Annotated in this window: 21 protein-coding genes; 10 read left to right on the top strand and 11 right to left on the bottom strand. The window is 75.5% G+C overall.

The annotated features are described in order from the left end of the window. Window positions 1-58: 58 nt before the first annotated feature. Genes ACFU5J_RS19095 through ACFU5J_RS19085 form a run of 3 tightly spaced genes read right to left on the bottom strand, consistent with a single transcriptional unit; the run spans window position 59 to window position 3,116 of the window. Window positions 59-1,000 (bottom strand): type II secretion system F family protein, encoded by a 942-nt coding sequence (locus tag ACFU5J_RS19095; RefSeq protein ID WP_430579773.1) that lies wholly within the window; start codon window positions 998-1,000, stop codon window positions 59-61. Then, window positions 997-1,854, bottom strand: a complete 858-nt coding sequence (locus tag ACFU5J_RS19090) for a type II secretion system F family protein (RefSeq protein ID WP_430579772.1) — start codon at window positions 1,852-1,854, stop codon at window positions 997-999. The genes ACFU5J_RS19095 and ACFU5J_RS19090 overlap by 4 nt, the downstream gene beginning before the upstream one ends. Next, the gene (locus ACFU5J_RS19085; protein WP_430579771.1) at window positions 1,854-3,116 is read right to left on the bottom strand and encodes a CpaF family protein; all 1,263 of its coding nucleotides are present in this window, start codon (window positions 3,114-3,116) and stop codon (window positions 1,854-1,856) included. Before ACFU5J_RS19085 ends, ACFU5J_RS19090 begins: the two co-directional genes overlap by 1 nt. A gap of 238 nt (window positions 3,117-3,354) precedes the next feature. On the opposite strand from ACFU5J_RS19085, the gene ACFU5J_RS19080 reads away from it, so the two are divergent. Continuing rightward, the gene (locus ACFU5J_RS19080; protein ID WP_430579770.1) at window positions 3,355-4,578 is read left to right on the top strand and encodes a pyridoxal phosphate-dependent aminotransferase; all 1,224 of its coding nucleotides are present in this window, start codon (window positions 3,355-3,357) and stop codon (window positions 4,576-4,578) included. 95 nt (window positions 4,579-4,673) lie between these two features. On the opposite strand, the gene ACFU5J_RS19075 is transcribed toward ACFU5J_RS19080, so the two are convergent. Then, window positions 4,674-5,303 (bottom strand): LysE/ArgO family amino acid transporter, encoded by a 630-nt coding sequence (locus tag ACFU5J_RS19075; protein WP_430574956.1) that lies wholly within the window; start codon window positions 5,301-5,303, stop codon window positions 4,674-4,676. Window positions 5,304-5,387: 84 nt separating this feature from the next. On the opposite strand from ACFU5J_RS19075, the gene ACFU5J_RS19070 reads away from it, so the two are divergent. Continuing rightward, window positions 5,388-6,356, top strand: a complete 969-nt coding sequence (locus ACFU5J_RS19070) for a LysR family transcriptional regulator ArgP (RefSeq protein WP_430579769.1) — start codon at window positions 5,388-5,390, stop codon at window positions 6,354-6,356. 36 nt (window positions 6,357-6,392) lie between these two features. On the opposite strand, the gene ACFU5J_RS19065 is transcribed toward ACFU5J_RS19070, so the two are convergent. Together ACFU5J_RS19065 and ACFU5J_RS19060 are read right to left on the bottom strand one after the other, a co-directional pair. Further along, complete coding sequence (locus ACFU5J_RS19065) at window positions 6,393-7,694, bottom strand: LCP family protein (RefSeq protein ID WP_430579768.1); 1,302 nt, start codon at window positions 7,692-7,694, stop codon at window positions 6,393-6,395. A 94-nt stretch (window positions 7,695-7,788) separates the two neighbouring features. Further along, window positions 7,789-10,092 carry an esterase-like activity of phytase family protein gene (locus ACFU5J_RS19060; protein ID WP_430579767.1) on the bottom strand — a complete coding sequence of 768 codons (2,304 nt, stop codon included), beginning with the start codon at window positions 10,090-10,092 and terminating at the stop codon, window positions 7,789-7,791. 178 nt (window positions 10,093-10,270) lie between these two features. Between ACFU5J_RS19060 and ACFU5J_RS19055 the strand changes: the two genes are divergently transcribed. Beyond that, the gene (locus ACFU5J_RS19055; RefSeq protein WP_430574952.1) at window positions 10,271-10,642 is read left to right on the top strand and encodes a PadR family transcriptional regulator; all 372 of its coding nucleotides are present in this window, start codon (window positions 10,271-10,273) and stop codon (window positions 10,640-10,642) included. Continuing rightward, a complete protein-coding gene (locus tag ACFU5J_RS19050; protein ID WP_430579766.1) occupies window positions 10,642-11,997 on the top strand; it encodes a permease prefix domain 1-containing protein in 1,356 nt (451 codons plus the stop codon). Before ACFU5J_RS19055 ends, ACFU5J_RS19050 begins: the two co-directional genes overlap by 1 nt. An 89-nt stretch (window positions 11,998-12,086) precedes the next feature. On the opposite strand, the gene ACFU5J_RS19045 is transcribed toward ACFU5J_RS19050, so the two are convergent. Next, window positions 12,087-13,316, bottom strand: a complete 1,230-nt coding sequence (locus ACFU5J_RS19045; protein WP_430574950.1) for a multidrug effflux MFS transporter — start codon at window positions 13,314-13,316, stop codon at window positions 12,087-12,089. A gap of 92 nt (window positions 13,317-13,408) precedes the next feature. Between ACFU5J_RS19045 and ACFU5J_RS19040 the strand changes: the two genes are divergently transcribed. Next, window positions 13,409-14,209 carry an SOS response-associated peptidase gene (locus ACFU5J_RS19040; protein ID WP_430579765.1) on the top strand — a complete coding sequence of 267 codons (801 nt, stop codon included), beginning with the start codon at window positions 13,409-13,411 and terminating at the stop codon, window positions 14,207-14,209. Between the two features lie 10 nt (window positions 14,210-14,219). Here the strand turns inward: ACFU5J_RS19040 and ACFU5J_RS19035 are convergent, their stop codons facing one another. Then, the gene (locus ACFU5J_RS19035) at window positions 14,220-14,975 is read right to left on the bottom strand and encodes an SDR family NAD(P)-dependent oxidoreductase (protein WP_430579764.1); all 756 of its coding nucleotides are present in this window, start codon (window positions 14,973-14,975) and stop codon (window positions 14,220-14,222) included. 307 nt (window positions 14,976-15,282) lie between these two features. Between ACFU5J_RS19035 and ACFU5J_RS19030 the strand changes: the two genes are divergently transcribed. After that, window positions 15,283-16,155: a helix-turn-helix transcriptional regulator gene (locus ACFU5J_RS19030; RefSeq protein WP_430579763.1), complete on the top strand. Its 873-nt coding sequence runs from the start codon at window positions 15,283-15,285 to the stop codon at window positions 16,153-16,155. Window positions 16,156-16,173: 18 nt separating this feature from the next. On the opposite strand, the gene ACFU5J_RS19025 is transcribed toward ACFU5J_RS19030, so the two are convergent. Together ACFU5J_RS19025 and ACFU5J_RS19020 are read right to left on the bottom strand one after the other, a co-directional pair. Continuing rightward, window positions 16,174-17,232 (bottom strand): adenylate/guanylate cyclase domain-containing protein, encoded by a 1,059-nt coding sequence (locus ACFU5J_RS19025; protein ID WP_430574946.1) that lies wholly within the window; start codon window positions 17,230-17,232, stop codon window positions 16,174-16,176. A 19-nt stretch (window positions 17,233-17,251) separates the two neighbouring features. Continuing rightward, a complete protein-coding gene (locus tag ACFU5J_RS19020) occupies window positions 17,252-18,130 on the bottom strand; it encodes a biotin--[acetyl-CoA-carboxylase] ligase (protein ID WP_430579762.1) in 879 nt (292 codons plus the stop codon). Window positions 18,131-18,250: 120 nt separating this feature from the next. Between ACFU5J_RS19020 and ACFU5J_RS19015 the strand changes: the two genes are divergently transcribed. The 4 genes from ACFU5J_RS19015 to ACFU5J_RS19000 are packed head-to-tail and all read left to right on the top strand — an operon-like array spanning window position 18,251 to window position 21,273. Then, entirely contained in the window at window positions 18,251-19,867 is a 1,617-nt protein-coding gene (locus ACFU5J_RS19015; protein ID WP_430574944.1) for an acyl-CoA carboxylase subunit beta, read from the top strand. A 31-nt stretch (window positions 19,868-19,898) separates the two neighbouring features. Further along, window positions 19,899-20,468 (top strand): hypothetical protein, encoded by a 570-nt coding sequence (locus tag ACFU5J_RS19010; protein WP_430579761.1) that lies wholly within the window; start codon window positions 19,899-19,901, stop codon window positions 20,466-20,468. After that, window positions 20,465-20,707, top strand: a complete 243-nt coding sequence (locus ACFU5J_RS19005; RefSeq protein ID WP_430574942.1) for an acyl-CoA carboxylase epsilon subunit — start codon at window positions 20,465-20,467, stop codon at window positions 20,705-20,707. The genes ACFU5J_RS19010 and ACFU5J_RS19005 overlap by 4 nt, the downstream gene beginning before the upstream one ends. Further along, on the top strand, window positions 20,704-21,273 hold the full coding sequence (locus tag ACFU5J_RS19000) for a hypothetical protein (RefSeq protein WP_430579760.1): 570 nt from the start codon (window positions 20,704-20,706) through the stop codon (window positions 21,271-21,273). Before ACFU5J_RS19005 ends, ACFU5J_RS19000 begins: the two co-directional genes overlap by 4 nt. 19 nt (window positions 21,274-21,292) lie before the next feature. Here the strand turns inward: ACFU5J_RS19000 and ACFU5J_RS18995 are convergent. Continuing rightward, the coding region (locus ACFU5J_RS18995; RefSeq protein WP_430579759.1) for a glycerate kinase at window positions 21,293-22,092 on the bottom strand (800 nt) is incomplete at its 5' end.

The following is a 22,092-nucleotide window of genomic DNA, read 5'->3' as shown; positions in this document are numbered from 1 at the left end:
GTCGGTCCTTTCGGTGGCACCGCGCGGCGGCGGTGGGGTCGGAGGTCGGCGCGCACGGTCACAGGCCGATCCGGAGGGTGGCGAGAGAGGGGAAGACCGCGAAGACGACGGTGATCGGCAGGATGAGGAAGACGACCGGGACGAGCATCGCGACCTCCTTCCTGCCACCTGCCTCCATGAGCGCGCGCCTGCCGGACTCCCGCACGTCCTGGGCCTGCGCGCGCAGCACGTCCGCGAGCGGCGTACCCCGCTCCAGGGCCACGGCGACGCCCTCAGCGAACCGGGTGAGCGACGGCAGGCCCGTGCGGTCGGCCATGGCGGTGAGGGCGCCGGCGATGGGCGCGCCGGCGCGGACGTCGGCGAGCATCGCGGAGATCTCGCCGGACAGCTCCCCGCGCGCCGTCGACGCGACCCGCTCCAGGGCCGGCACCGGGCCCTCGCCGGCGGTGACCGCGAGGGCGAGGAGCTCGGCGATCGTCGGGAACTCGGCCAGCATCCGCTCCTCGCGGCGCCGGACGGCGCGGCTGAGCCACTGGTCGCACAGGACGAAGCCGACCGCCCCGCACAGCAGCACCAGGGCCGCGAGCGGCACCGGGGACGAGCCGCGGGCCGCGGCGAGCAGCAGCGCGAGGACGAGACCGGCCGCCAGCCCGAGCGCGGCCGAGACGACCTGCCGGGCGCGGAACGCCTCGACGCTCTCCGACCAGCCCGCGCGGTCGAGGCGGCGGCGCACGTCCGCGCGCGTGGACCCGAGCCGCTCGAACCAGTGCGCGGCGTCCGCGACCCACGGGGCCAGGAGCCGCTCCAGGGCCGGGAACGGCGTGTGCGCGGGCTGCTCGCGCAGGAGTCCGGACGTGGCGTCGCGGGGGCGGAGCGCCGGGGCGAGGCGCTCGTCGAGCGTCACGCGGCGGGCGCGGAGCCGGGCGACGACGAGCAGGACGCCGAGCCCACCGAGCAGGCCCACGGACGCGCCCACGAGGGAGAACCATCGGTCGATCACCTCAGCACCCGCCCTTCCTCGGGCAGCCGCCCGATACGGCGCATCAGCCAGTACGCCACGACCGAGGTCGCGGCGCCCGCGGCCAGCACCGCCACGCCGGCCGCCGAGTTGTACGCCTCCGCCGTCTCCGGCCGCGAGGCGAGGAACGCCAGCACGACCCACGGGCCCGCGGCGGCGAGGCGCGCGCCGTTGACCGTCCAGGACTGCCGCGCCTCCAGCTCTCCGCGCGTGCGGGCGTCCTCGCGCAGGAACGACGACAGCGTCCGCAGCAGGCGCCCGAGGTCCGAGCCGCCGACCTCGCGCGTGAGCCGCAGTGCCTCGATGATGCGGTCGGCGACAGGGTCGGCGAGCCGCGCCTTGAGCAGGTCCAGGCACTCGCCGAAGCGGCCGGTGGCGCGATAGTCGGCCGCGAACCGCGCGAACGCCTCGCGCAGCTCGGCCGGGCCACGCTCCCCGAGCTGCGCCACGGCCTCGGGCAGCGACAGGCCGGCCCGGACGCCGGAGGCGAGGTGGTCGACGACCTCGGGCCACACCTCGCGCAGGTCCCGGCGACGCCGCCGGGCGCGCGCCCGGACGAGCGACTCCGGCGCGACCGCGGCCATCAGCGCGAAGCACGCGGCGATCGCCGGCGAACGGGTGAGCGCCAGCCCCGCGAGCAGCACGACGACGCCGGCCGTCGCGCTGAGCCACCACAGCGCCGCCGGTGTCACCGACGGCGCCCCCGCCTGGACCAGCAGGTCCTGCACGGCCGCGGACCGGCCTCCCCGGCGCCGCGACCGCTCGGCCGGCTCCCACCACGACAACCACACGCACACCAGGCCGGCGCCGAGCAGCAGCCCGACGACGACCCCCATCAGCGGCCCCCCGCGAGCAACGACCGCACGTCCACGCCGGCGCGCGCGAACCGCTCCTCGCCGGGCGGGAACCCGTCGCCCCGCACGAGGTCGCCGCCCTGGTCGGCCGGCCGCCGGTGGAAGATCCCGGCCGTCTCGACGCGGTCGCCCTCGACCCGGCCCGTGACGGCCACGACCTCGCGCACCTGCCGCGCGCCGTCGGCGGCGACGTCGAGGTGCACCACCAGGTCGATCGCCGCCGCCACGGTCGGCACCACGAAGCGGTCCGAGACGTTCTCCCCGGCCAGCAGGGGCAGCGTGCACATCTTGGTGACGGCCTCGCGGGCCGAGTTCGCGTGCACGGTGCACATCCCGGGGATCCCGGCGTTGAGCGCCACGAGCATGTCGAAGCTCTCCGCCTCGCGCACCTCGCCGATGACGATGCGGTCGGGCCGCATCCGCAGCGCCTCCTTCACGAGACGCCGCAGCGGGATCTCGCCGGTGCCCTCGAGACTGGGCTGGCGGCACTGCATCGCGACGTGGTCGCGCGCGGCGAACCGCACCTCGAAGACCTCCTCGCACGAGATCACCCGCTGCCCCGACGGGATCGACCCGGCGAGCGCGTTGAGCATGGTGGTCTTGCCCGCCTGCGTCGCGCCGGACACCAGGACGTTCAGCCCGGCCCGCACGGCCGCGTCGAGGAAGGCGGCGGCGTGCGGCGTGAGCGAGCCCAGCCGCACCAGGTGGTCGAGGTGGTCCGCGCGCACCAAGTGCTTGCGGATGTTCACGGCCATGTGGCTCCGGGTGACGTCGGGGATCACGACGTGAAGTCGCTCCCCGCCCGGCAGAGACGCGTCCACGAACGGGCTGCTGAGGTCGAGCCGGCGGCCGGAGGCCTTGAGCATCCGCTCCACGAGGTCGCGCACCTGCACGGCGGTGAGGATCGTGGTCGTCAGCTCCGGCACGCCGCGCCGGGCGACGAACACCTTGGCCGGCTCGTTGACCCAGATCTCCTCGACCTCGGGGTCGTCGAGGTACCGCTGCAGCGGCCCGAGCCCGCCGAGGGCGTCGACGACGGCGCGCGCGGTGCCCTGCGGATCGGCCAGCGGGGGCACGACGCCGCGGGTGGCACGGTCGGAGTAGTCGGCCGCGGCCTCCGCGACGAGCCGCTCCAGCCCGGCCCGGTCACGGACCGGGTCGAGCGCGCGCCGCCGGACGAGCTCGCGGACCTCGTGCTCGAGGATCGCAGCGGCGCCGGTCGGCTCCAGGGTGTCGATCGACACTGATCTCCCTCTCGTCGTTCCCTCGTCGGCGGCGAAAGCGGCTCCAGGGTAGGGGACCCGGGCAACTGCCTGTGCGGCGCCTGTGGACGACGGCGGTCGGGAGCGCGTCGACGGGCGCCGGTGAACGGCGTGACCAGGCCCGACGTCCCGATCTGGGGACGGGAGCCCGGCGTCGCGCGTCTCAGATGCTGAGCACCCGCGGACCGGGCACCGCCGGGCGCGGGGCTAGGGTCGGCCCATGCCGACCTCTCCCCCGCCCGGCCGCTGGACCGACGTCGCCCGCGCGACCGGGCTGATCGGCGCCGACGGCGCCGTCGCGCAGACGATCTTCGCGGAGATGACGGCGCTCGCCGCCCGCACGGGCGCGATCAACCTGGGGCAGGGGTTCCCCGACGTCGACGGCCCGGCGTTCATCCGGGAGGCCGCCAAGGACGCGATCGACGCGGGCCGCAACCAGTACTCCCCCGGCGACGGCGTGCCCGAGCTGCGGAACGCGATCGCCGAGCACCAGCGCCGCCGCTACGGCCTCGACGTCGACCCTGACGCCGAGGTGCTCGTCACCACCGGCGCCACGGAGGCGCTGGCGGCGTCGATCCTCGCGCTCGCGGGCCCGGGCGACGAGGTGATCACGCTCGAGCCGTTCTACGACTCGCACGCCGCCGGCATCGCGCTGGCCGGCGCGACGCACGTCCCGGTGCCCCTGACCCCCGACGACTTCCGGCTCGACGCCGCCGCCCTGCGCGCCGCGGCGGGCCCGCGCACGCGCCTCATCGTGCTCAACACCCCGCACAACCCCACCGGCACCGTGCTGACGCGCGCCGAGCTGGAGCAGGTCGCCGCCGTCGCGCGCGAGGTCGACGCCGTCGTGCTCACCGACGAGGTCTACGAGCACCTCACCTTCGACGACGCGGTGCACGTGCCGATCGCCACGCTGCCCGGCATGGCGGGGCGCACCCTCACCGTCTCCTCCAGCGGCAAGACGTTCAGCCTCACCGGGTGGAAGGTCGGCTGGGTGCACGGCCCCGCGGAGCTCGTCACCGCCGTGCGCACGGTGAAGCAGTTCCTCACCTACACCTCGGGGGCTCCGTTCCAGCCCGCCATCGCGCGGGCGCTCGCGGACGAGGACGCGCCCCGCGCGCTCGCGTCCTCGCTCGCCGCCCGCCGGGACCTGCTGTGCGAGGGGCTGACCGCGGCCGGCCTCGACGTCGTCGTCCCGCAGGGCACGTACTTCGTGGTCGCGGACGGCACGCGGCTGCTCGAGCGGTACGGCCTGCCGGACGGCCACGAGCTGTGCCGCCGCCTGCCCGACCTCGCGGGCGTGGTCGGCGTGCCGGTGTCGGCCTTCTGCCGGCCGGGCTCGACGACGGCCGACGCGCTCGCGTCACGCGTGCGGTTCACGTTCGTCAAGCGCGAGGACGTGCTGCGCGACGCCGTCGACCGCCTGCACCGCCTCGCGCGCTGACCTCGCCACGCACCGTCGATCTGTTAGGCACCCCCTCGATCCGTTCGGCACGAGTCCGTGCCGAACAGATCGACGGACTGCCGAAGTGACGGGCGCTAGGTCGCGAGCGCGGGGAGCACCAGGCTCACGGCGACGACCAGCATGATCGCGGCCACGACGCCGTCGACGACGCGCCACGCGCCGGGCCGCGCGAGCACCGGGGCGAGCAGCCGCGCCCCGTAGCCGAGGCCGACGAACCACAGCACGCTCGCGACGACGGCTCCGGCGGTGAAGGCCCAGCGCGCGCCGCCGTACGACGCGGCGAGCGACCCCTGGAGCACCACCGTGTCGAGGTAGACGTGCGGGTTGAGCCAGGTGAGCGCGAGCGCCGTGAGCAGCACCGGGCGCGCGCGTCGGCCCGCGTCCGCGACGGCGCCGTCCGACGCGGCCGCCAGACCCGGCTCGTCTCCCCGCCACGCCCGCCGCGCGGCGAGCGCCCCGTACCCGAGGACCACGACGGCGCCCGCCCACCGCGCCACCTCGACGACGGCGGGGTGGCTGACGACCAGCGCGCCGAGCCCGGCGGTCCCCGCGGCGTAGAGCACGACGTCGGAGGCGGCGCAGACGGCGACGACGAGGCCGACGTGCTCGCGGCGCACGCCCTGGCGCAGCACGAAGGCGTTCTGCGCCCCGATGGCGACGATGAGGGACAGGCCGAGGCCGAGGCCGGCGAGGACGGTGAGCACGGCACGACGCTAGGCAGCCGGTGTGATGAAGTCCAGCTACGGTTTCTTCATCTGATCAAGCGTTCCTTCATCTACGGTGGGGGCATGCGTTGGGACACCCGCCAGCTCGAGGCCCTGGCAGCCGTCGTCACGGAGGGCTCGTTCGAGGGCGCCGCCCGCACGCTGCACGTGACGCCGTCGGCGGTCAGCCAGCGCGTGCGCGCGCTGGAGAACGCCGCAGGATCCGTGCTGGTGCGCCGCACCCGCCCGGTCGCCCCGACCGAGCCCGGCCGCACCCTGCTGCGCCTGGCCCGTCAGGTGGAGCTCCTGGGCGCGGAGGCGAACCACGCCCTGGGCCCCGGCGCCACGGACGCCGGCGGCTCCGGCGGCTCCGGCGGCACCACCCCCGCCGACGCCCCGCGACCCGTCACCGTGCCCCTCGCCGTGAACGCCGACTCGCTGGCCACGTGGGTGCTGCCCGCCCTCGCGGGCGTGGAGGGGGTCTGCTTCGACCTCTACCGCGAGGACCAGGACCGCACGGTGGACCTGCTGCCCGCGGGCGTCGTCATGGCGGCCGTCACCTCCCAGCGCGAGCCGGTGCAGGGCTGCAGCTCCACGCTGCTCGGTATCACGCGATACCGCCCGGTCGCCACGCCCTCCGTCGTCGAGCGTTGGTTCCCCGACGGCCCCACCCCCGAGGCCCTCGACCGCGCCCCGATGGTCGTCTTCGACCGTGCCGACGACCTGCAGGACGTCTGGCTGCGCGACCGCGCCGCCGCGGCCGGCGCGCCGGTGCCCGACCCCCCACGCCACCACGTACCGAGCACGGCGGAGTTCCTCGACGCCGTCCGCCGCGGCCTCGGCTGGGGCATGTGGGGGCCGCTGCCCGGCCCGGACGCGCGGTTCGCCGTGCTCGGCGACGCCCTCGAGCGGGGCGAGGTCCGCGCCCTCGCCGACGACGCCGTCGTCGAGGTGCCGGTCTACCTGCAGCAGTGGAAGCTGCGCTCGGAGGTGCTCGACCGCGTGACCGGCGCCCTGCGCGCCGAGGCCCGCCGGGCGCTCCCCCAGCACTGAGCCCCCAGCACTGAGCCCCCGGGACGCCGGACGCCGTCAGGCGCAGACGCCGGGCAGCAGCGAGGGGCTGGGCGACGGCGTGGACGACGGGCCCGTGGACGACCCCTTGCCGCCCTGTCCGTCCTTCCCGCCCTCGCCGGGCGAGGCGACGTCGTCGTCGACCGGGGTGGCGTCGGGCGTCGACCCGTCCGGCGACGCCGTGCGCGCCTTCCCCGTCCCGGCGGACGACGCCGAGGTGCCCTTCTTCTTGGCCGGGAGGCCGGGCGGGGCCTCGTCGGCGCGCAGGCGGGCCCAGATCTCGTCGGCCCCCGACGTCCACTCGACGCGGCCGGGCTGGCTCACCGAGTCGACGACCGGCACGGACGTGAACACGATCCGTGCGGGGTCGATGTCGCGGATGCTCCACGCGAGGCCGGCGAGCGCCGTCGGGCTGGCGAGGTCGGGGTCGGTCGAGATGGAGCCGAGGATCTCCCGCACCATGCGGTAGAGGCGGGGCGAGTCGGTGATGACGTTCTGCGACAGGATCTGCCGCATCGTCGCGTCGAAGAAGGCCTGCTGCCGCTCGATCCGCTTGAGGTCGCTGCCGACCTCGAGCCCCATGCCCTCGCCCTTGCGGGCGCGCAGGAAGTTGATCGCGGTGTGGCCGTCGAGCGTCTGGCGGCCGGCCTTCAGGTCGAGGTCGACCCGCTGGCCCTTGACCGGCTCGGGCAGGCACATGGTGACGCCCCCGATGGCGTCGACGACGCCGATCACGCCGGTCATCTGCACCACCACGTGGTCCTCGATGCGCACGCCGGTGAGCTTCTCGACCGTGTGGATGCTGCAGGCCGCCGCGCCGGTGACGTCCTTGCCCGGGCCGCCCCCGAGGGCGAAGGCGGTGTTGAACATGGCGTTCGCGTGCGGCGCGGTCTGGCCGCCGCCGGGCAGCTTGCACGACGGGATGTCGACGAGCGAGTCGCGCGGGATCGAGACGGCCTCGATGCGGCTGCGGTCGCCGGAGATGTGCACGAGCAGCGTGGTGTCGGAGTGGAACTCGTCCCCCGCGCCCGCGATCTTCGCGTTCGCCTCGTCACGGAAGTCGGTGCCCATCACCAGGATGTTGAGGTCCTTGCCGGCGAACGGGTCGCTGGGGTCCTGCTCGGTCGCGACCGCGGGCGGGCGGTCGTTCTCGGCGAGGAGGCCGTCGACGTCGGACACGCCGATCTGCGAGCGCAGGTCGAGGAACGTCGCGACCGCCGTCGCCGACCCGAACGCCACCACCGCGGTGACGACGAGGGCGATCGAGCGGACGACACGGTGCGAGGCGAGGGAGGTCGCGTGCCGCGGCAGTGTCCGCACAGCGCGATCCTATGGCCTGAGCAGCACGGACGCGCGAGGGACAGCGGTTTCACCCGCTGCCCCGCGCGCGTCCGCGAGCCGGTCGTCCAGGGCGTCAGCGCCGCGCCGCGACCGCGGCGACGGCGAGCCCGGGCTGGTCGGAGAAGACGCCGTCCAGGCCGGTGTCCAGGAACGTGTCGAGCTCGCCGGCCAGGTCGCCGTGCGCGTTCGGGTCCGCCGAGGAGCGGAGCTCGGCGGGCAGGAACTGGTTCTCGGCGCGGAACGTCCACGAGTACGCCTCGAGCCCGGCGCGGTGCGCGTCCCGCACCACGGAGGTGGGCCGCCCGAGCGTGCCGGCCGCGGTGCGCGGCACGACGACGTTCTTCTCCAGGCTCACGATGTCGGCGTACCGGGCGACGCCGCGCAGCCCGGCCGGCGTCACCAGGTCGGCGTACGTGCGCGGGTCGCCGGCGGCGACCAGGTCGTACGGGGCGCCGCTCGCCGAGACGTTGAGGGCGAGCCGCACGTCGGTGCGCCGGTCCAGCTCGCGCAGGTTCCCCGTCTCGAACGACTGCACGACCACCGGCGCGCGGCTCGAGTCGAGCCCGTTCGCGCGCAGCTGGGCCACGAGCGGCGTCTCCAGCGAGAGCCCGACGGAGTCGAAGTAGGTCGGGTGCTTGGTCTCCGGGGCCACGCCGACCGGCGCGCCGTCGCAGGTCCGAGAGTGCCGCGCGAGATCGAGCACCTCGTCGAGGGTGGGCACCTGGTACAGCCCGTCGAACGCCGTGTTGCCCGGGCGCACCCGGGGCAGCCGCTCGACGGCACGCAGGGTGCGCAGCTCCGCGAGGGTGAAGTCCTCGGTGAACCAGCCCGTCACCTGCGTGCCGTCCACCGTCCTGGTGGTGCGGCGGTCGGCGAACTCGGGGTGCTTCGCGACGTCGGTCGTGCCGCCGATCTCGTTCTCGTGGCGGGCGACGAGCACGCCGTCCTTCGTGGGCACGACGTCGGGCTCGATGACGTCCGCGCACTGCAGGATCGCCTGCTCGTAGGAGGCGAGGGTGTGCTCCGGCCGGTCGCCGGACGCGCCGCGGTGCCCGATGACGGTCACGCCGTCGTCCCGGGTGCGCGTCTTCTTCAGGTCGATGACGACCATCTCGGTGTCGTCGGGCGTGCCCGGGTTGCGGGCGGCGTTGCCCGGGTAGTTGTTGTCGTTGGCGATGAGGATGCGACCGTCGCGCAGGCGCAGCACCGTCTCGAAGGACTGCACGGGCAGGGCGTACGTCTCGCCGAGGCCGTAGCCCTCGCCCGCGTCGATCCCGCGCGGGTTCTCCACCCGCAGTGCGTCCAGCACGAGCTCCTTGCGCACGTAGCGGCCGCCGGCGCCGTCGGGCTCGGTGCGCGAGAGGTCGATCTCGTAGACGCGCTTGGTCACCGACGCCGGCCCCTCGAAGTCGTCGCGCTCGACCACCCAGAACCGGTCCTTGCCGACGGTGAACGCGTCGCCGACGACGTTGGCCTCCTGGTCGGCCTGGTAGGCCCAGGTGCGGCCCGTGTACTGCCCGCGGCGGGTGTCGAACTCGTGGATCACGCGGCGGCGCTGGTCGGGGTCCGTGGTCAGCGCGCCCTCGAGCACCGGGTACAGGTAGCGGCCGGAGCGCGCCATCGCCTCGAAGCCGCGGCTGGCGCGCACGGTGGGCGTCTCGCCGGCGGCCAGGTACGGGTTCTGCGGGGACCTCAGCCCGCCCGGCAGCGGGAACGGCTTCGACAGCAGCGTCCCGTCGGCGTCGAAGTGCAGCAGGAACGGCCCGAACTCCTCGCCCACCCACAGGGTGCCGTCGTCGGCGCGCGCCACGGACTCGATGTCGAGGTCCGCGCCGGTCAGCAGCCGCTCCTTCGTGCCGCCGTTGACGATGTCGAAGTCCAGGAGGTGGTTCGCGTCGTTGTAGGAGAGGTGGTCGAGCACCTCGATCGTGCCCGACCCGCCCTTCGCGCCCGACCGACCCGTGTCCCAGTCGGGCTTCACGAGGTAGCTGCGCAGGAGGAAGTCGGCGGAGTTGCCCTTCGCGCCGAAGCCGTTGTCCGGCTGGGCCCAGAACGTGCCGTCACCGTTGTCGACCATGGCCGAGAAGCCGGGCACCACCTGGCCGTCCCACGGACCCTGCCGGCCGTTGCCCGACGACGCCGCGGCGCCCGACGCCGGGCCGTCCGCCAGGTGGTCGGCGGAGAGCGTGGCCCGCCCTTCGAGGGTGGGCACCAGGTGGGTGGTGACGGAACCGGGTCGGCCGTGACCGTCGTCGTCGGCGCCGCCGGGGTGGCCGCCGGCGACGGCTGCGGACCCCGCGGCCGTGAGCGCGACGACGGCGGCGGTCCCCGCTGCGGCCACGCGGAGCATGCGGGCGTGCATCAATGAGCGAGTCATGGACCGATGACACCGACGCCCCTCGACGTCACGCCCAACCCCGGATGAACCCTGGACGTCCGCTGGATGACGATCCCGTGGCCCGGGGCACCGAGGACCATCCGGCGGCGCCGTGTCCGGCCACCCCTAGATCTGCTAGGTTTCGAATACCTAGTAGTTCTAGATATCGGGAGGCGCCGTGCGCTTCGACAAGGACCTGGTGGCCGCGTCCGCCACCCCGCTCGTGCTGGGCATCCTCGCGGAGGGCGAGTCGTACGGGTACGCGATCCTCAAGCGCGTCACCGAGCTCTCGGGCGGCCGCATGCAGTGGACCGACGGGATGCTCTACCCCCTGCTGCACCGGCTGGAGCGGCTCGGGCTGGTCGTCGCCTCCTGGGGCACGTCCGAGGCCGGCCGGCGCCGCAAGCACTACGCGATCACCCCCGCCGGCCACGAGGCGCTCGCCGAGCGGCAGCAGCAGTGGTCCGTCGTCGCCGACGTGCTGCAGCACGTGTGGCGGGCCGCCCAGGCACCCGCCGCCGGCCCGGCGCTCGCCGACGGGTGGGCCTGATGGCCGGGCCGCACGAGCGCCTGGAGGCGCAGATCGACCAGTGGCGCGCGTACGTGCAGAGGCGCCGCGCCATCTCCGCCGCCGACGTCGACGAGATGGAGGACCACCTGCGGGGACAGGTCACCGACCTCACCGCCACCGGGCTCGACGACGACGAGGCGTTCCTCGTCGCCGTGCGCCGCATGGGCAACCTGGACGCCGTCTCGCGCGAGTTCGCCCGCGAGCACTCCGAGCGGCTCTGGAAGCAGCTCGTGCTGGTCCCCGAGACGCCCGAGCACGACGCGTCCGGCCCGACGTGGCGCGAGCTCGCCGTCGTGCTCGCGCTCGCCGTCGGCGCCGGCGTCGCCGCGAAGGTCGGGCTCGCCGCGATCCACGAGGACACCGCGGTGCTGCGCAACCTGCCGCTGCTCACCGCGCCGTTCCTGGCCGCGTACTTCGCATGGAAGCGCCGCGTGTCCTGGCGCGTGCTGCTCGCCCTGCTGGTGCCGTACGCCGTCCTGGCCTTCGTGCTCAACGCCTACCCCTACGACCTCGGCGGCTCCACGGTGCTGCTGGCGGCGGTCCACGCGCCGGTCGTGCTGTGGGCGCTCGTCGGCGTCACCTACGTGGGCGGCCGGTGGCGGGCCGAGGAGCCGCGGATGGACTTCGCCCGCTTCACCGGCGAGCTGGTCGTGTACGTGACGCTGCTCGCGATCGGCGGCGGGGTGCTGCTCGGCCTCACGGCCGCGACGCTCAACCTGGTGGGCGTCGACCTCGAGCCCGTGATGCAGGACTGGGTCCTGCCGTTCGCCGTGCCCGGCGCCGTCGTGGTGGGCGCGTGGCTGGTGGAGGCCAAGCAGGACGTGGTGGAGAACATCGCGCCCGTGCTCACCCGCGTCTTCACTCCGCTGACCCTCGTGATGCTGCTGGTGACGCTCGTCGTGCTGCTCACGGCGGGCGACCTCGCCGACGCCGACCGCGAGCTCCTCATCCTCATGGACGCGATCCTCGTGCTCGTGCTGTGCCTGCTGCTCTACTCGGTGTCGGCGCGCGACTCGCTCGCGCGCGCCGGGTGGTTCGACGGGCTGCAGCTCGCCCTCGTCGTCGCGGCCCTCGCCGTCGACGCCGTCGCCCTCACCGCGATGCTCACCCGCATCGCCGAGTTCGGCGTCAGCCCCAACAAGGCGGCCGCGCTCGGGCTGAACCTGCTGCTGCTGGTGCACCTGGGCCGCTCGGGCTGGCTGCTGCTCGGGTTCGTCCGCGAGCGGCAGCCGTTCGGCGCGCTGACCCGCTGGCAGACGCGCTTCCTGCCCGTCTACGCCGTATGGGCGGCACTGGTCGTGGTGGCGTTCGGGCCGCTGTTCGCCTTCGCGTAGCGCCCCCGGCCGGATGCCGAACAGGCGGTGGTGCACCTCCTGAACGCCCAGAAGGTGCACCACCGCCTGTTCGGCGTGTCGGCGGCCGGTCAGGCCAGCTTGACCCAGCCGTCCTTGCGGTAGGCGGGCGTCGCGAAGGCGAGGACCGCCAGCGCGCAGGCCAGCGCCGCGAGCATGACCCAGGACATGGCCACCGCGTCGCCGCCCAGCACGCCGACCAGCGGCGAGACCAGACCGGCGATGCCGGACTGCACCGCGCCGATGACGGCGGCGGCCGTGCCCGCGCGCTCGCCGTGGCGCGACAGGGCGATCGCCGACGCGTTGGCGGGGATCAGCCCCTGGAAGGCGAGCACCAGCCACAGCATGGCGAGCAGGCCGACGAGGCCGCCCGCGCCGGTCAGCGCGACCACGAGCAGGCCGACGCCGACGACGCCCTGGATCGCCAGCGCCGCCCGCAGCAGCCGGATCGGCGCGACGCGCCGCACCAGGGAGGCGTTCACCTGCGCGGACAGCACCAGGCCGAGCCCGTTGACGGCGAACAGCAGGGAGAACTGCCCGTGGGTCAGGCCGTAGCCCTCCTGGAAGATGAACGGCGAGCCCACCACGTAGCTCATGAGCACCGCCTGCCCGAGCCCGGGGATGACCGCGAGCGCCATGAACTGCTTGTCCCGGACCAGGGTGCGGTAGCCCGCGAACACGCTGCGCGTGCCGCCGGTCTGGCGTCGCACGGCGGGCAGCGTCTCCGGCATGAACCGCCACACGACGACCGCCATCGCGACGCCCGCGAGCGCGAGCGCCCCGAAGACCCAGCGCCAGCCGGCCGCGGACGCGATGGCGGAGCCGAAGGTCGGCGCGAGCATCGGCGCGACGCCGATGACGAGCATGAGGCGGGACAGGATGCGCGCGGCCTCGGCCCCGACGAACCGGTCGCGCACGACGGCCATGGCCGCGACGCCGCAGGCGGCGTTGAAGAAGCCCTGCATGAGGCGCAGGCCCACGAGGACGGTCATGTTCGGGGCGACGGCGCACAGCAGCGACGTCACGACGTGCAGCGCGAGGCCCCACATGAGCGGCGCGCGGCGCCCGTACCGGTCCGACAGGGGGCCGATGGTGAGCTGGCCGAGCGCGCCGCCGATGAGCATGACGGACACCGACAGCTGCGCGAAGGAGGCGGAGGAACCGAGGTCGGCCGCCACCTGCGGCAGCGACGGCAGGTACATGTCGACGGTGAACGCCGGCAGCGCCGCGAGGGCGCCGAGCATGAGGACCCAACGGAACGGAGAGCGGGCGCGCGGAAGTCTCGCGGAGTCGTCGGGCATGGTCGCCATCCTATCGAAACGATACGACCGTGCCCAGGCCATTGTCGGCGCCCGCCCTCCTGACTGTCGGTGGGATGCGTCACGATGGACCCATGTGCGGCCGCTACGCGTCCTTCCGCGACGCCCAGGACCTCTCCGACGACCTCGCGCTCGCCGAGATCGCGGAGGACGCCCGCCTCCTCCCGCCGTCGTGGAACGTGGCGCCGACCGACCCCGTGCGGATCGTCGTCGAGCGCCCCCGCCGCCTCGAGGGCGGCAGCACCGGCGAGATCACGCGCACGCTGCAGCTCGCGCGCTGGGGCCTCGTCCCCTCGTGGGCGAAGGACCCGTCGGTGGGCGCGCGCATGATCAACGCCCGCTCCGAGACCCTTCTCGACAAGCCCGCGTTCGCGAAGCCGCTGGCCGTGCGCCGCTGCCTGCTCCCCGCCGACGGCTACTACGAGTGGCGCAGGCTCGAGCTCCCGCCCGACGCCCCCGCCAGGGCCGGGTCGAAGGCGAAGGTGCCCAAGCAGCCCTACTGGATCCACCCCGACGACGGCGGCCTCGCCGCGCTCGCCGGGCTCTACGAGTTCTGGCGCGACCGGTCGAAGGCCGACGACGACCCGGACCGCTGGCTCGTGTCGGCGACGGTCGTGACGACGGCGGCGTCGCCCGACCTCGAGCGGATCCACGACCGCATGCCGGTGATCCTCCCCCGCGGCGCGTGGGACGCGTGGCTCGACCCGGCCGTCGGTGCGGAGCAGGCGATGGGGCTCGTCACCGGCCCGCAGGTCGCGATGGCCACCCGGCCGGTGGGCGACGCCGTCGGGTCGGTGCAGAACAACCGGCCGTCGCTCATCGAGGCCGACCCCGACCCGCGGGACCCGGACGTGGTCACCGCGGGCGGGGCCTGAGGGTGGGCCGTCAGGCCCCGCCCGTCACCGCGACGGCCTGGCCCGTGATGCCCGTGTTCGCGCCGGACCCCAGGTAGACGACGGCGTTCGCCACCTCGCGCGCCTCGAGCAGGCGACCCAGGGCCGACCGGGCGACGTACGCGGGGCCGAACGCGTCGGTCATCACGGTGTTCCGCACCGTGCGGGTCAGCGCGGGCACCACGACGTTGGACAGGATGTCGCCGTCCGCGCCCAGCGCGAAGGCGACGGTACGGCTGAACCCGTGCAGCGCCGACTTCGCCGTCGCGTAGTACTCGGTGCCGGCCTCGCCGTCGGTGACCAGCGTCGACGAGAGGTGGACGAGCCGGCCCCACCCCTGCGCGCGCATCGCCGGCGCGACGGCGCGGGTCAGGCGCACCGCCCCCTCGACGTTGGTCCGCACCACCTCCAGCCACGCGGCGTCCGGCACGGCCTCGAAGCCCAGCGGGCCGTCGGCGCTCGGCGGCGTCCACGTCACCGCGGCGTTGACCAGCACGTCGATCCGGCCGGACCACGCGAGGACGGCGTCGCGCAGCCCCTCGGCCGCGCCCTCCTCGGTCTGGTCGTAGCGGACCACCAGGGTCCGCCCGGCGATCTCCTCGGCCACGCGCGCCGCGTCGTCCTTCGACTCGCGGTACGTGACGACGACCTCGGCGCCCTCGGCGCCGAACTGGGCGGCGACGTGCCGCCCGATCCCGCCGGACGCCCCCGTGACGACGACGGTGCGCCCCTGCAGACCCAGGTCCATGACGTTCTCCTCCGAAGGTGGGACGTGGGGGCCCCGCCCGGGGCCGCCCGGCCCCCCCCCCCCGCGCCCCCCCCCCCCCCCCGGGGGGCCCCCCCCGGGGGGGCCCCCGCGGGGCCCCCGGCGGCGGCGGGGGGCCCCGCTCCCCCCCCCGGTCTTTGCGTTTCCCCCCGGTTGGGGGCCCGGGGGCCCCGGGCGGGGCCCCCACGCCCCACCACCCTCGGCGCCCCCGCCCGCACCGGGGAGGCCGCCGCGAGGCTGGCCCCGGCAGGGCCACCCTGCGGCGACGAGGCGCACCTAGGCTGACCGCATGACCGACGGCGACCGGATCGACCGCGACCTCGGCGCCCTGCTGCGCGCGTACCGCGAGGCCGTGCGGCCCGGGGACGTGGGCATGCCGCCGGGCGGGCGCCGCCGCACCCCCGGGCTGCGGCGCGCGGAGCTGGCGGTGCTCGCGGGGGTGAGCGTCGAGTACCTGACCCGGCTGGAGCAGGGTCGCGACCGGCGCCCCTCGCCGGCCGTGGTGGGCGCGCTCGCCGACGCGCTGCGTCTGGGGAACGACGAGCGGCGCGTGCTGCTGCTCGCCTCCAAGGACGCGCAGGGCGCCGGCGTCTGCCTCGCCGGGCCCCCGGCCGAGGTGGTCCCGGCGGGCACCCGCGCGGTGCTCGACCGGCTCGCCCCGGCGCCGGCCGCGCTCCTCGACCGCTTCGGCACCGTGCTGGGGTGCACCCCGGCCTACCGGGCGCTCCTCGCCCCCGCCGGACTCCTCGACCCCGGGGCGCCGACCGTGGCCCACGCCGTCCTCACCGACCCCCGGGCCCGCGAGGTGTTCCCCGACTGGGACGCCGTCGCCGACCGGGTGGTCGCCGACCTGCAGCGCGGGTCGGTCCCGTCCGACCCCGCCCTCGGCGAGCTGGTGGACGCCCTGACGGTCCTGGCCGGCGCGGCCTTCACCGAGCGCTGGGCGCGCCCCGTCGCGGACCGCGGCCGGGACGGCGTCCTGCGCCTCGCGCACCCGACGGCCGGGCCGCTGCGCGTGGAGCCGCAGGTCCTCGTCCCCGGCGGCGGCGACCAGCTGCGCATCGAGGTGTGGCTCCCTGCCGACCCGGCGTCCGAGCGGGCCCTCGACGACCTCGCCACCGGCGACCGCACCCTGCGCGTGGTGCGCAGCGACGCGTCCTGACCTCGGGGGTCGGCGGGCTCAGGCCCCGGTGTACGCGCGCTGCAGGCGCACCGGGGTGATCTCGCCGATGCCCTGCACCTCCTGCGCGGGCTGCGCCGTCAGCGCGTAGCGGGACGAGGACGCGAGCAGGGACGCCGTGTGCGGGTCCACGAGCACGGTGGCGGGCTCCGCGAGCTCGGTGATGCGCGAGGCGAGGTTGACGTCGGAGCCGAACACGTCGCCGAACCGTGACAGCACCCGCCCCCAGACGAACCCGACCCGCACCGGGATCTCCGCCTCCGTGGCGTGCGGGGCCGCCAGGCCCAGGGCCACCTCGGCGCCCGTCGTCACGTCGTCGGCCACGAACAGCACGGCGTCGCCGATGGTCTTCACGACGCGGCCGCCGGCCTCGGTGATGACGTCGCGCGCCCGCGACTCGAAGAGCTGCACGAACTCCGACAGCTCCTGCGACCCCAGGCCCGCGGTCCGCTTGGTGAACGACACGATGTCCGCGAAGCCCACGGCGCGCGGCAGCGGCAGCTCGTCGGCGTGCGAGGCGTGCGTGCCGCGGGCGCCGCCGAACTCCGTGGCCAGGCGCCCGGTGAGCGCCGCGAGCTGGCGGCGCCACGCGTGCTCCAGCTGCCGGGAGAGCCGGTCCGCCAGGTCGGGCACGCGGTCGAGGGCGGCGAGCCGCGCGCTCACGTCGTCCAGGCCGTCGCGGCGGCTCAGGTGCTCGACGAACGCCTCCACCTGCCACAGGGCGAGCCGGTCGGTGGTGTGCCCCAGCGAGCGGATCAGGGTCATCTGCGCCTGCTCGTCGAGCCGCTCGGAGTCCACGAGCTCGCCGATCTCGCGCAGCGCCTCCATGTCCGCGTCGGTGAAGCCGACCTCGGCGGGGTGCGTGACCGGCAGCCCGAGCCAGCGCCAGTAGTTCTCGATGAACTCCTGCGAGTGGCCGGTGCCCTCCACGAGGTCCGACAGGGTGTAGCGGCGCGGGCCGCCGAGGATCTCCTCGTCCAGCCGGGCCGCCGTGTCCCCGGACGGCCTCGCCTCGTCGTCGATCGGCCGGTCGGGTCCCGTGGTGGTGTCGCTCGTCACGCCCCCACTGTAGTCAGCGTCACCTGTGCCCCGGCTGGGCCCGCAGGTGGTGCACGTCGCCGGCCGTCACCGTCCGCTCCCCCTCCGCCGTCGCGAGGACGAGGGCGCCGTCGGCGGCGACCCGCACGGCCTCGCCCTCCACGACGTCGCGTCCGCCGGCGAGCTCCGCACGCACCGCCGTGCCGAGCGTGGCCGACGCCGCCGCGTACCGCGCCGCCAGCCCGGCGGCCGCGGCGTCACCGCCGGCGGCCTCCAGCTCCGCCGTGAGCCCGGCGAGCTCGCGCACCAGCGTGTCGAGCAGGACGCCGCGGTCCGCCTCGGCCCCGGCGAGGGCGAGCGACGTCGCGGTCGGGACGGGCAGCTCGGTGGCCGCCTGGTCCACGTTCAGCCCCACGCCCACGACGACGGCGGGCCCGGGCGCGTCCGGCACGCCCGGCACCACCTCGGCGAGGACCCCGGCCACCTTGCGGTACCGGCCCAGGCCGGGGGCGACGTCGGCGGCGGGCAGCAGCACGTCGTTGGGCCACTTGAGCGCGGCGCCCTCCACCCCGGCGGCGTCGACGGCGCGCGCGACGGCGAGGCCCGCCAGCAGGGGCAGCCAGCCCAGGCCGGACGCCGCGAGCCGCGGGCGCAGCAGCACCGAGACGGTGAGGGCGGCGCGCGGCGGGGTCTCCCAGGACCGGCCGGCGCGGCCGCGGCCGGCCGCCTGGTGCTCCGCCACCAGGGCCGCGGGGGCGGGCCACCCGCCCGGCGCGGCGCGCACCGCACCGACCAGCTCGGTGTTGGTCGAGGCGGACACCTCGACCACGTCGAGGCGGGCGAGCGGCCCGGCCGGCGCGAGCAGGGCGCGGCGCAGGGCGGGGACGTCGAGGGGGGCGCGGCGGCGGTCGTGGCTCACGCTCCGATCGTGCCGCATCCCCCCGCCGCAGGCCCTTTGTGGGGTCCCTCCAAAGATTGGCGGCCGGGCGCAGCCTGTCGCGCATCGATGCGTGGCAACCCACCAACTAGGGTCGGTCGGGTGAACGACGCCACCGCCGCCCAGGAGCAGGCCGCCCCCCGCCCCGGCACCGCCGCCAAGCTCGCCGACCTGGAGCGCCGCCGGGCCGAGGCCGTCGCCGACGCCGAGGACAAGGCGAAGGCGCGGCAGCACCCCCGCGGCAAGAAGACCGCCCGCGAGCGCATCGAGGCGCTGCTCGACGAGGGCAGCTTCGTCGAGCTGGACGCCCTGGCCATGCACCGCAGCCGCAACTTCGGCCTCGACAAGCGGCGCGTCGCCGGCGACGGCGTCGTGACCGGTCACGGCACGATCGACGGCCGCCAGGTGTGCGTCTTCAGCCAGGACTTCACCGTCTTCGGCGGGTCGCTCGGCGAGGTGCACGGCCAGAAGATCGCCAAGGTGCAGGACCTCGCGCTGCGCACGGGCGTGCCGATCATCGGCATCTCCGACGGCGGCGGCGCGCGCATCCAGGAGGGCGTGGCCGCGCTGACGCAGTTCGCCGAGATGTTCCGGCGCAACGTCGCGGCGTCAGGCGTCGTCCCGCAGATCTCCCTCATCCTCGGCCCCAGCGCAGGCGGCGCCGTCTACTCCCCCGCCCTGACGGACTTCATCGTCATGGCCGACGGCACCTCGAACATGTTCATCACCGGCCCCGACGTGATCCGCACGGTGACCGGCGAGGACGTCGACTTCGAGACCCTCGGCGGCGGCCGCACGCACAACGCGACGTCGGGCGTGGCGCACTACCTCGGCGCGGACGAGGACGACGCGATCGACTACGCGCGCCACCTCGTGGGCTACCTGCCGCAGAACAACCTCGGCGACGCCCCCGCGTTCCCGCCCGAGGACGAGACGGTGCTCGAGGTCACGCCCGAGGACGAGGCGCTCGACACGATCGTCCCGGACAGCGACAACCAGCCCTACGACATGCGCGCCGTCGTGGAGGCCGTCCTCGACCCCGACTCGTTCCTCGAGGTGCAGCCGCTGTTCGCGCAGAACGTGCTGATCGGCTTCGGCCACGTCGAGGGCCAGTCGGTGGGCATCGTCGCCAACCAGCCGCTGGCCATGGCGGGCACGCTCGACATCGACGCGGCCGAGAAGGCCGCGCGGTTCGTACGCACCTGCGACGCGTTCAACCTCCCCGTGCTGACCTTCGTGGACGTGCCCGGCTTCCTGCCCGGCGTCGGCCAGGAGCACCAGGGCATCATCCGCCGCGGCGCCAAGCTCATCTACGCCTACGCCGAGGCCACCGTGCCGCTGGTCACCGTCATCACGCGCAAGGCGTACGGCGGCGCGTACATCGTCATGGGCTCCAAGCAGCTCGGCGCCGACGTCAACCTCGCCTGGCCCACGGCCCAGGTCGCCGTGATGGGCGCCTCCGGCGCGGTGAACATCCTGCAGCGCTCGGCGCTCAAGGAGGTCGCGGAGACCGGCGGCGACGTCGAGGCGGAGCGCGCGCGGCTGGTCGCCGAGTACGAGGACGCGATCGTCAACCCGTGGGACGCGGCCGAGCGCGGCTACGTGGACGCCGTCATCCGCCCCTCGGAGACGCGCGTGCAGGTGGTGCGCGCGCTGCGGGCCCTGCGCACCAAGCGCGCCAGCCTGCCGCCCAAGAAGCACGGCAACATCCCGCTGTGACCCGACCGACCTGCTGGGGGACAATCGTCCGATGAGCCACGAGGACGCCACGCACGGACCGGCCCCGCTGGGGTCGGTGGACCCCGAACCGATGCACCGCGCGGTCGACGCGCTGGCGGCCGCCCTGCACGAGTACGTGCAGACCGCGGTCGGCGTGCGCGCCGAGTTCGGCGCGGCCGAGGCCGACGAGGACCCGCGCGTGCTCGCGCTGGAGAACCAGGTGGGCCAGCTCAACGCCGGCGTCTTCGACGCCCTGCACGACGGGCTCGGCATGCACCCCGACCTCACCAGCTCGGTGTGGGAGGCGGACGAGGACGAGGACGACGAGCACTCGCACGACGCCCCCGAGGGCGCCGTGCCGGCCGAGGTCTTCTACCTCGGCTTCGTGGTCGCCGACCCCGCGCCGGGCGGCGCCGTCACCCTCGACGGCGTGGTGGAGCTGCTCGACGAGGCCGGCGGCGACGTCGCGCAGCGCCTCTTCGACGGCGGCTACGAGGTCGCGGAGTGGGCGACGTCGCGCGGCGCCGCCGTGGAGTTCGGCGACGACGACGTCGACGACGAGCTCACCGACGACGAGGACGACGAGGAGGGCCCGCGGTGACCGGCGAGGTGCGCGTGGTCCGCGGCCGCCCCGACGACATCGAGGTCGCCGCCCTGGTGGCCGGTCTCGCCGCGGTGGCGTCCGCGACCGGGCTGCCCGACGACGAGGCGCCCGTCGAGGAGTGGACCAACCGCGCCCGCACGGTGCGCGGCAACGGCGCCGGGGTCACGGCCAAGAACTTCGGCGGCCGGTGGGGCCGTCACAACGCCGACGCGTGGCGCTGGAGCCTGCAGTCGTGAGCGTCGTCTGGCAGCAGGTGGACCGGGCCGAGGACGTCGACGCGCCGCTCGACGAGTTCCCCGCTCCCCCGCGGCCCGGGTGGCTGCGCCGTTGGCTCTGGGCCCCCGCGCTGGTGGTGAGCGTCGCCCTCTACGTGGTGCGGCGCACCGTCGAGAACCCGTCCGGGACGCTCGAGCTCTGGCTGTTCATGGGCATGCTCGCCGGCCTCATGGTCACCGCCGTCGCCGCGCTGGTGCGCTACCGCGACGACCAGCGCCAGGGCACCGAGGCGCGGTCCGCGGAGGCCTTCGCGGCCGGGGCGCGGTCCGTCACCGGGACGGTCATGGTGCGCGAGCGACGCACCAGCTCGGGCCTGCTGGTCAGCGGCGTGGTCGCCTACCCGACCGACGACGGCACGGACGACCAGCCGTTCTCCCACCTCCTGCGCCCGTCCGACGACGAGAGCGAGCCGCCCCGCGACGGCGACCCGGTGGCGGTCTGGTGGGCGCCGGGCACGGACACGGTCGTGGCGCGCTACCACCGCGACTGGGCGGACGCCCTGCGCCGGCGCGCCGGGGGTCGCTGACCGCTCCCTCGGGGACCGGTCAGCGGGCCGCGCGCCCCGCGGCGAACAGCCGGCACGCGTGCGCGGCGGTGCGCTCCAGCTCCACCACGGCGTCCCGCGACAGCTCGGCGAGCGTGCGCGGCCCCGGCGCGAGGGAGAACGCCGCCGCGATCCCGGCGTCCGCGACCTGCGCGGGCGTGAGCTCCACGCCGCCCGCGACCACGACGACGGCGGCCCGCCCCGCGACGAGCCGCACCACCGTGTCGACGACCTTGCCGTGCAGCGACTGCTCGTCGAGGCGCCCCTCGCCCGTCAGCACCAGGTCGGCGCCCTCCAGCGCCTCCGCGAGCCCGACGGCGTCGGCGACCAGCTCGCCGCCGGGCACCAGCTCCGCCCCGAGCGCGGCCGACAGCCCCACGGGCAGCCCGCCGGACGCGCCGGCACCCGGCAGGTCGCGCGCGTCGTGGCCGGTGGCCGCGGCGAGGGCATCGGCCAGGTGCGCGAGCCCCTCCTCCAGCGCGGCCACGTCGGCGTCCGTCGCGCCCTTCTGGGGGCCGAAGACGGCGGCCGCGCCGCGAGGTCCGAGCAGCGGGTTGTCCACGTCGCACGCGATGCGCCACCGCAGCGCCCGGGCGCGGGGGTCGAGGCCCGACAGGTCGACGTGGTCCAGCGCCCGCAGGCCGCCGCCGCCCGGCGCGACCGCGGCGCCGTGCGCGTCGGTCAGGCCCGCGCCGAGCGCCGTCAGCAGCCCGGCGCCGCCGTCGGTCGTGGCGGAGCCGCCGACGAACAGGACGACCTCCTCGGCCCCCGGCGCGGCCTCGAGCGCGGCGAGCACCACGG

This window comes from Isoptericola sp. NPDC057559 (assembly GCF_042801555.1).
Taxonomy (GTDB): Bacteria; Actinomycetota; Actinomycetes; order Actinomycetales; family Cellulomonadaceae; genus Isoptericola.
Note: the sequence above shows the minus strand (reverse complement) of the source record. Positions and strands in the feature narration are given on the sequence as shown.

Bases quoted from the DNA above. Each gene is read 5' to 3' on its own strand.
- ACFU5J_RS19050 (WP_430579766.1), top strand. From the start codon at position 10,642: ATGGCCGGGCCGCACGAGCGCCTGGAGGCGCAGATCGACCAGTGGCGC.
- ACFU5J_RS19090 (WP_430579772.1), bottom strand. From the start codon at position 1,854: ATGGGGGTCGTCGTCGGGCTGCTGCTCGGCGCCGGCCTGGTGTGCGTG.
- ACFU5J_RS19060 (WP_430579767.1), bottom strand. From the start codon at position 10,092: ATGACTCGCTCATTGATGCACGCCCGCATGCTCCGCGTGGCCGCAGCG.
- ACFU5J_RS19010 (WP_430579761.1), top strand. From the start codon at position 19,899: ATGAGCCACGAGGACGCCACGCACGGACCGGCCCCGCTGGGGTCGGTG.
- ACFU5J_RS19035 (WP_430579764.1), bottom strand. From the start codon at position 14,975: ATGGACCTGGGTCTGCAGGGGCGCACCGTCGTCGTCACGGGGGCGTCC.
- ACFU5J_RS19070 (WP_430579769.1), top strand. From the start codon at position 5,388: ATGCGTTGGGACACCCGCCAGCTCGAGGCCCTGGCAGCCGTCGTCACG.
- ACFU5J_RS19040 (WP_430579765.1), top strand. From the start codon at position 13,409: ATGTGCGGCCGCTACGCGTCCTTCCGCGACGCCCAGGACCTCTCCGAC.
- ACFU5J_RS19080 (WP_430579770.1), top strand. From the start codon at position 3,355: ATGCCGACCTCTCCCCCGCCCGGCCGCTGGACCGACGTCGCCCGCGCG.
- ACFU5J_RS19045 (WP_430574950.1), bottom strand. From the start codon at position 13,316: ATGCCCGACGACTCCGCGAGACTTCCGCGCGCCCGCTCTCCGTTCCGT.
- ACFU5J_RS19030 (WP_430579763.1), top strand. From the start codon at position 15,283: ATGACCGACGGCGACCGGATCGACCGCGACCTCGGCGCCCTGCTGCGC.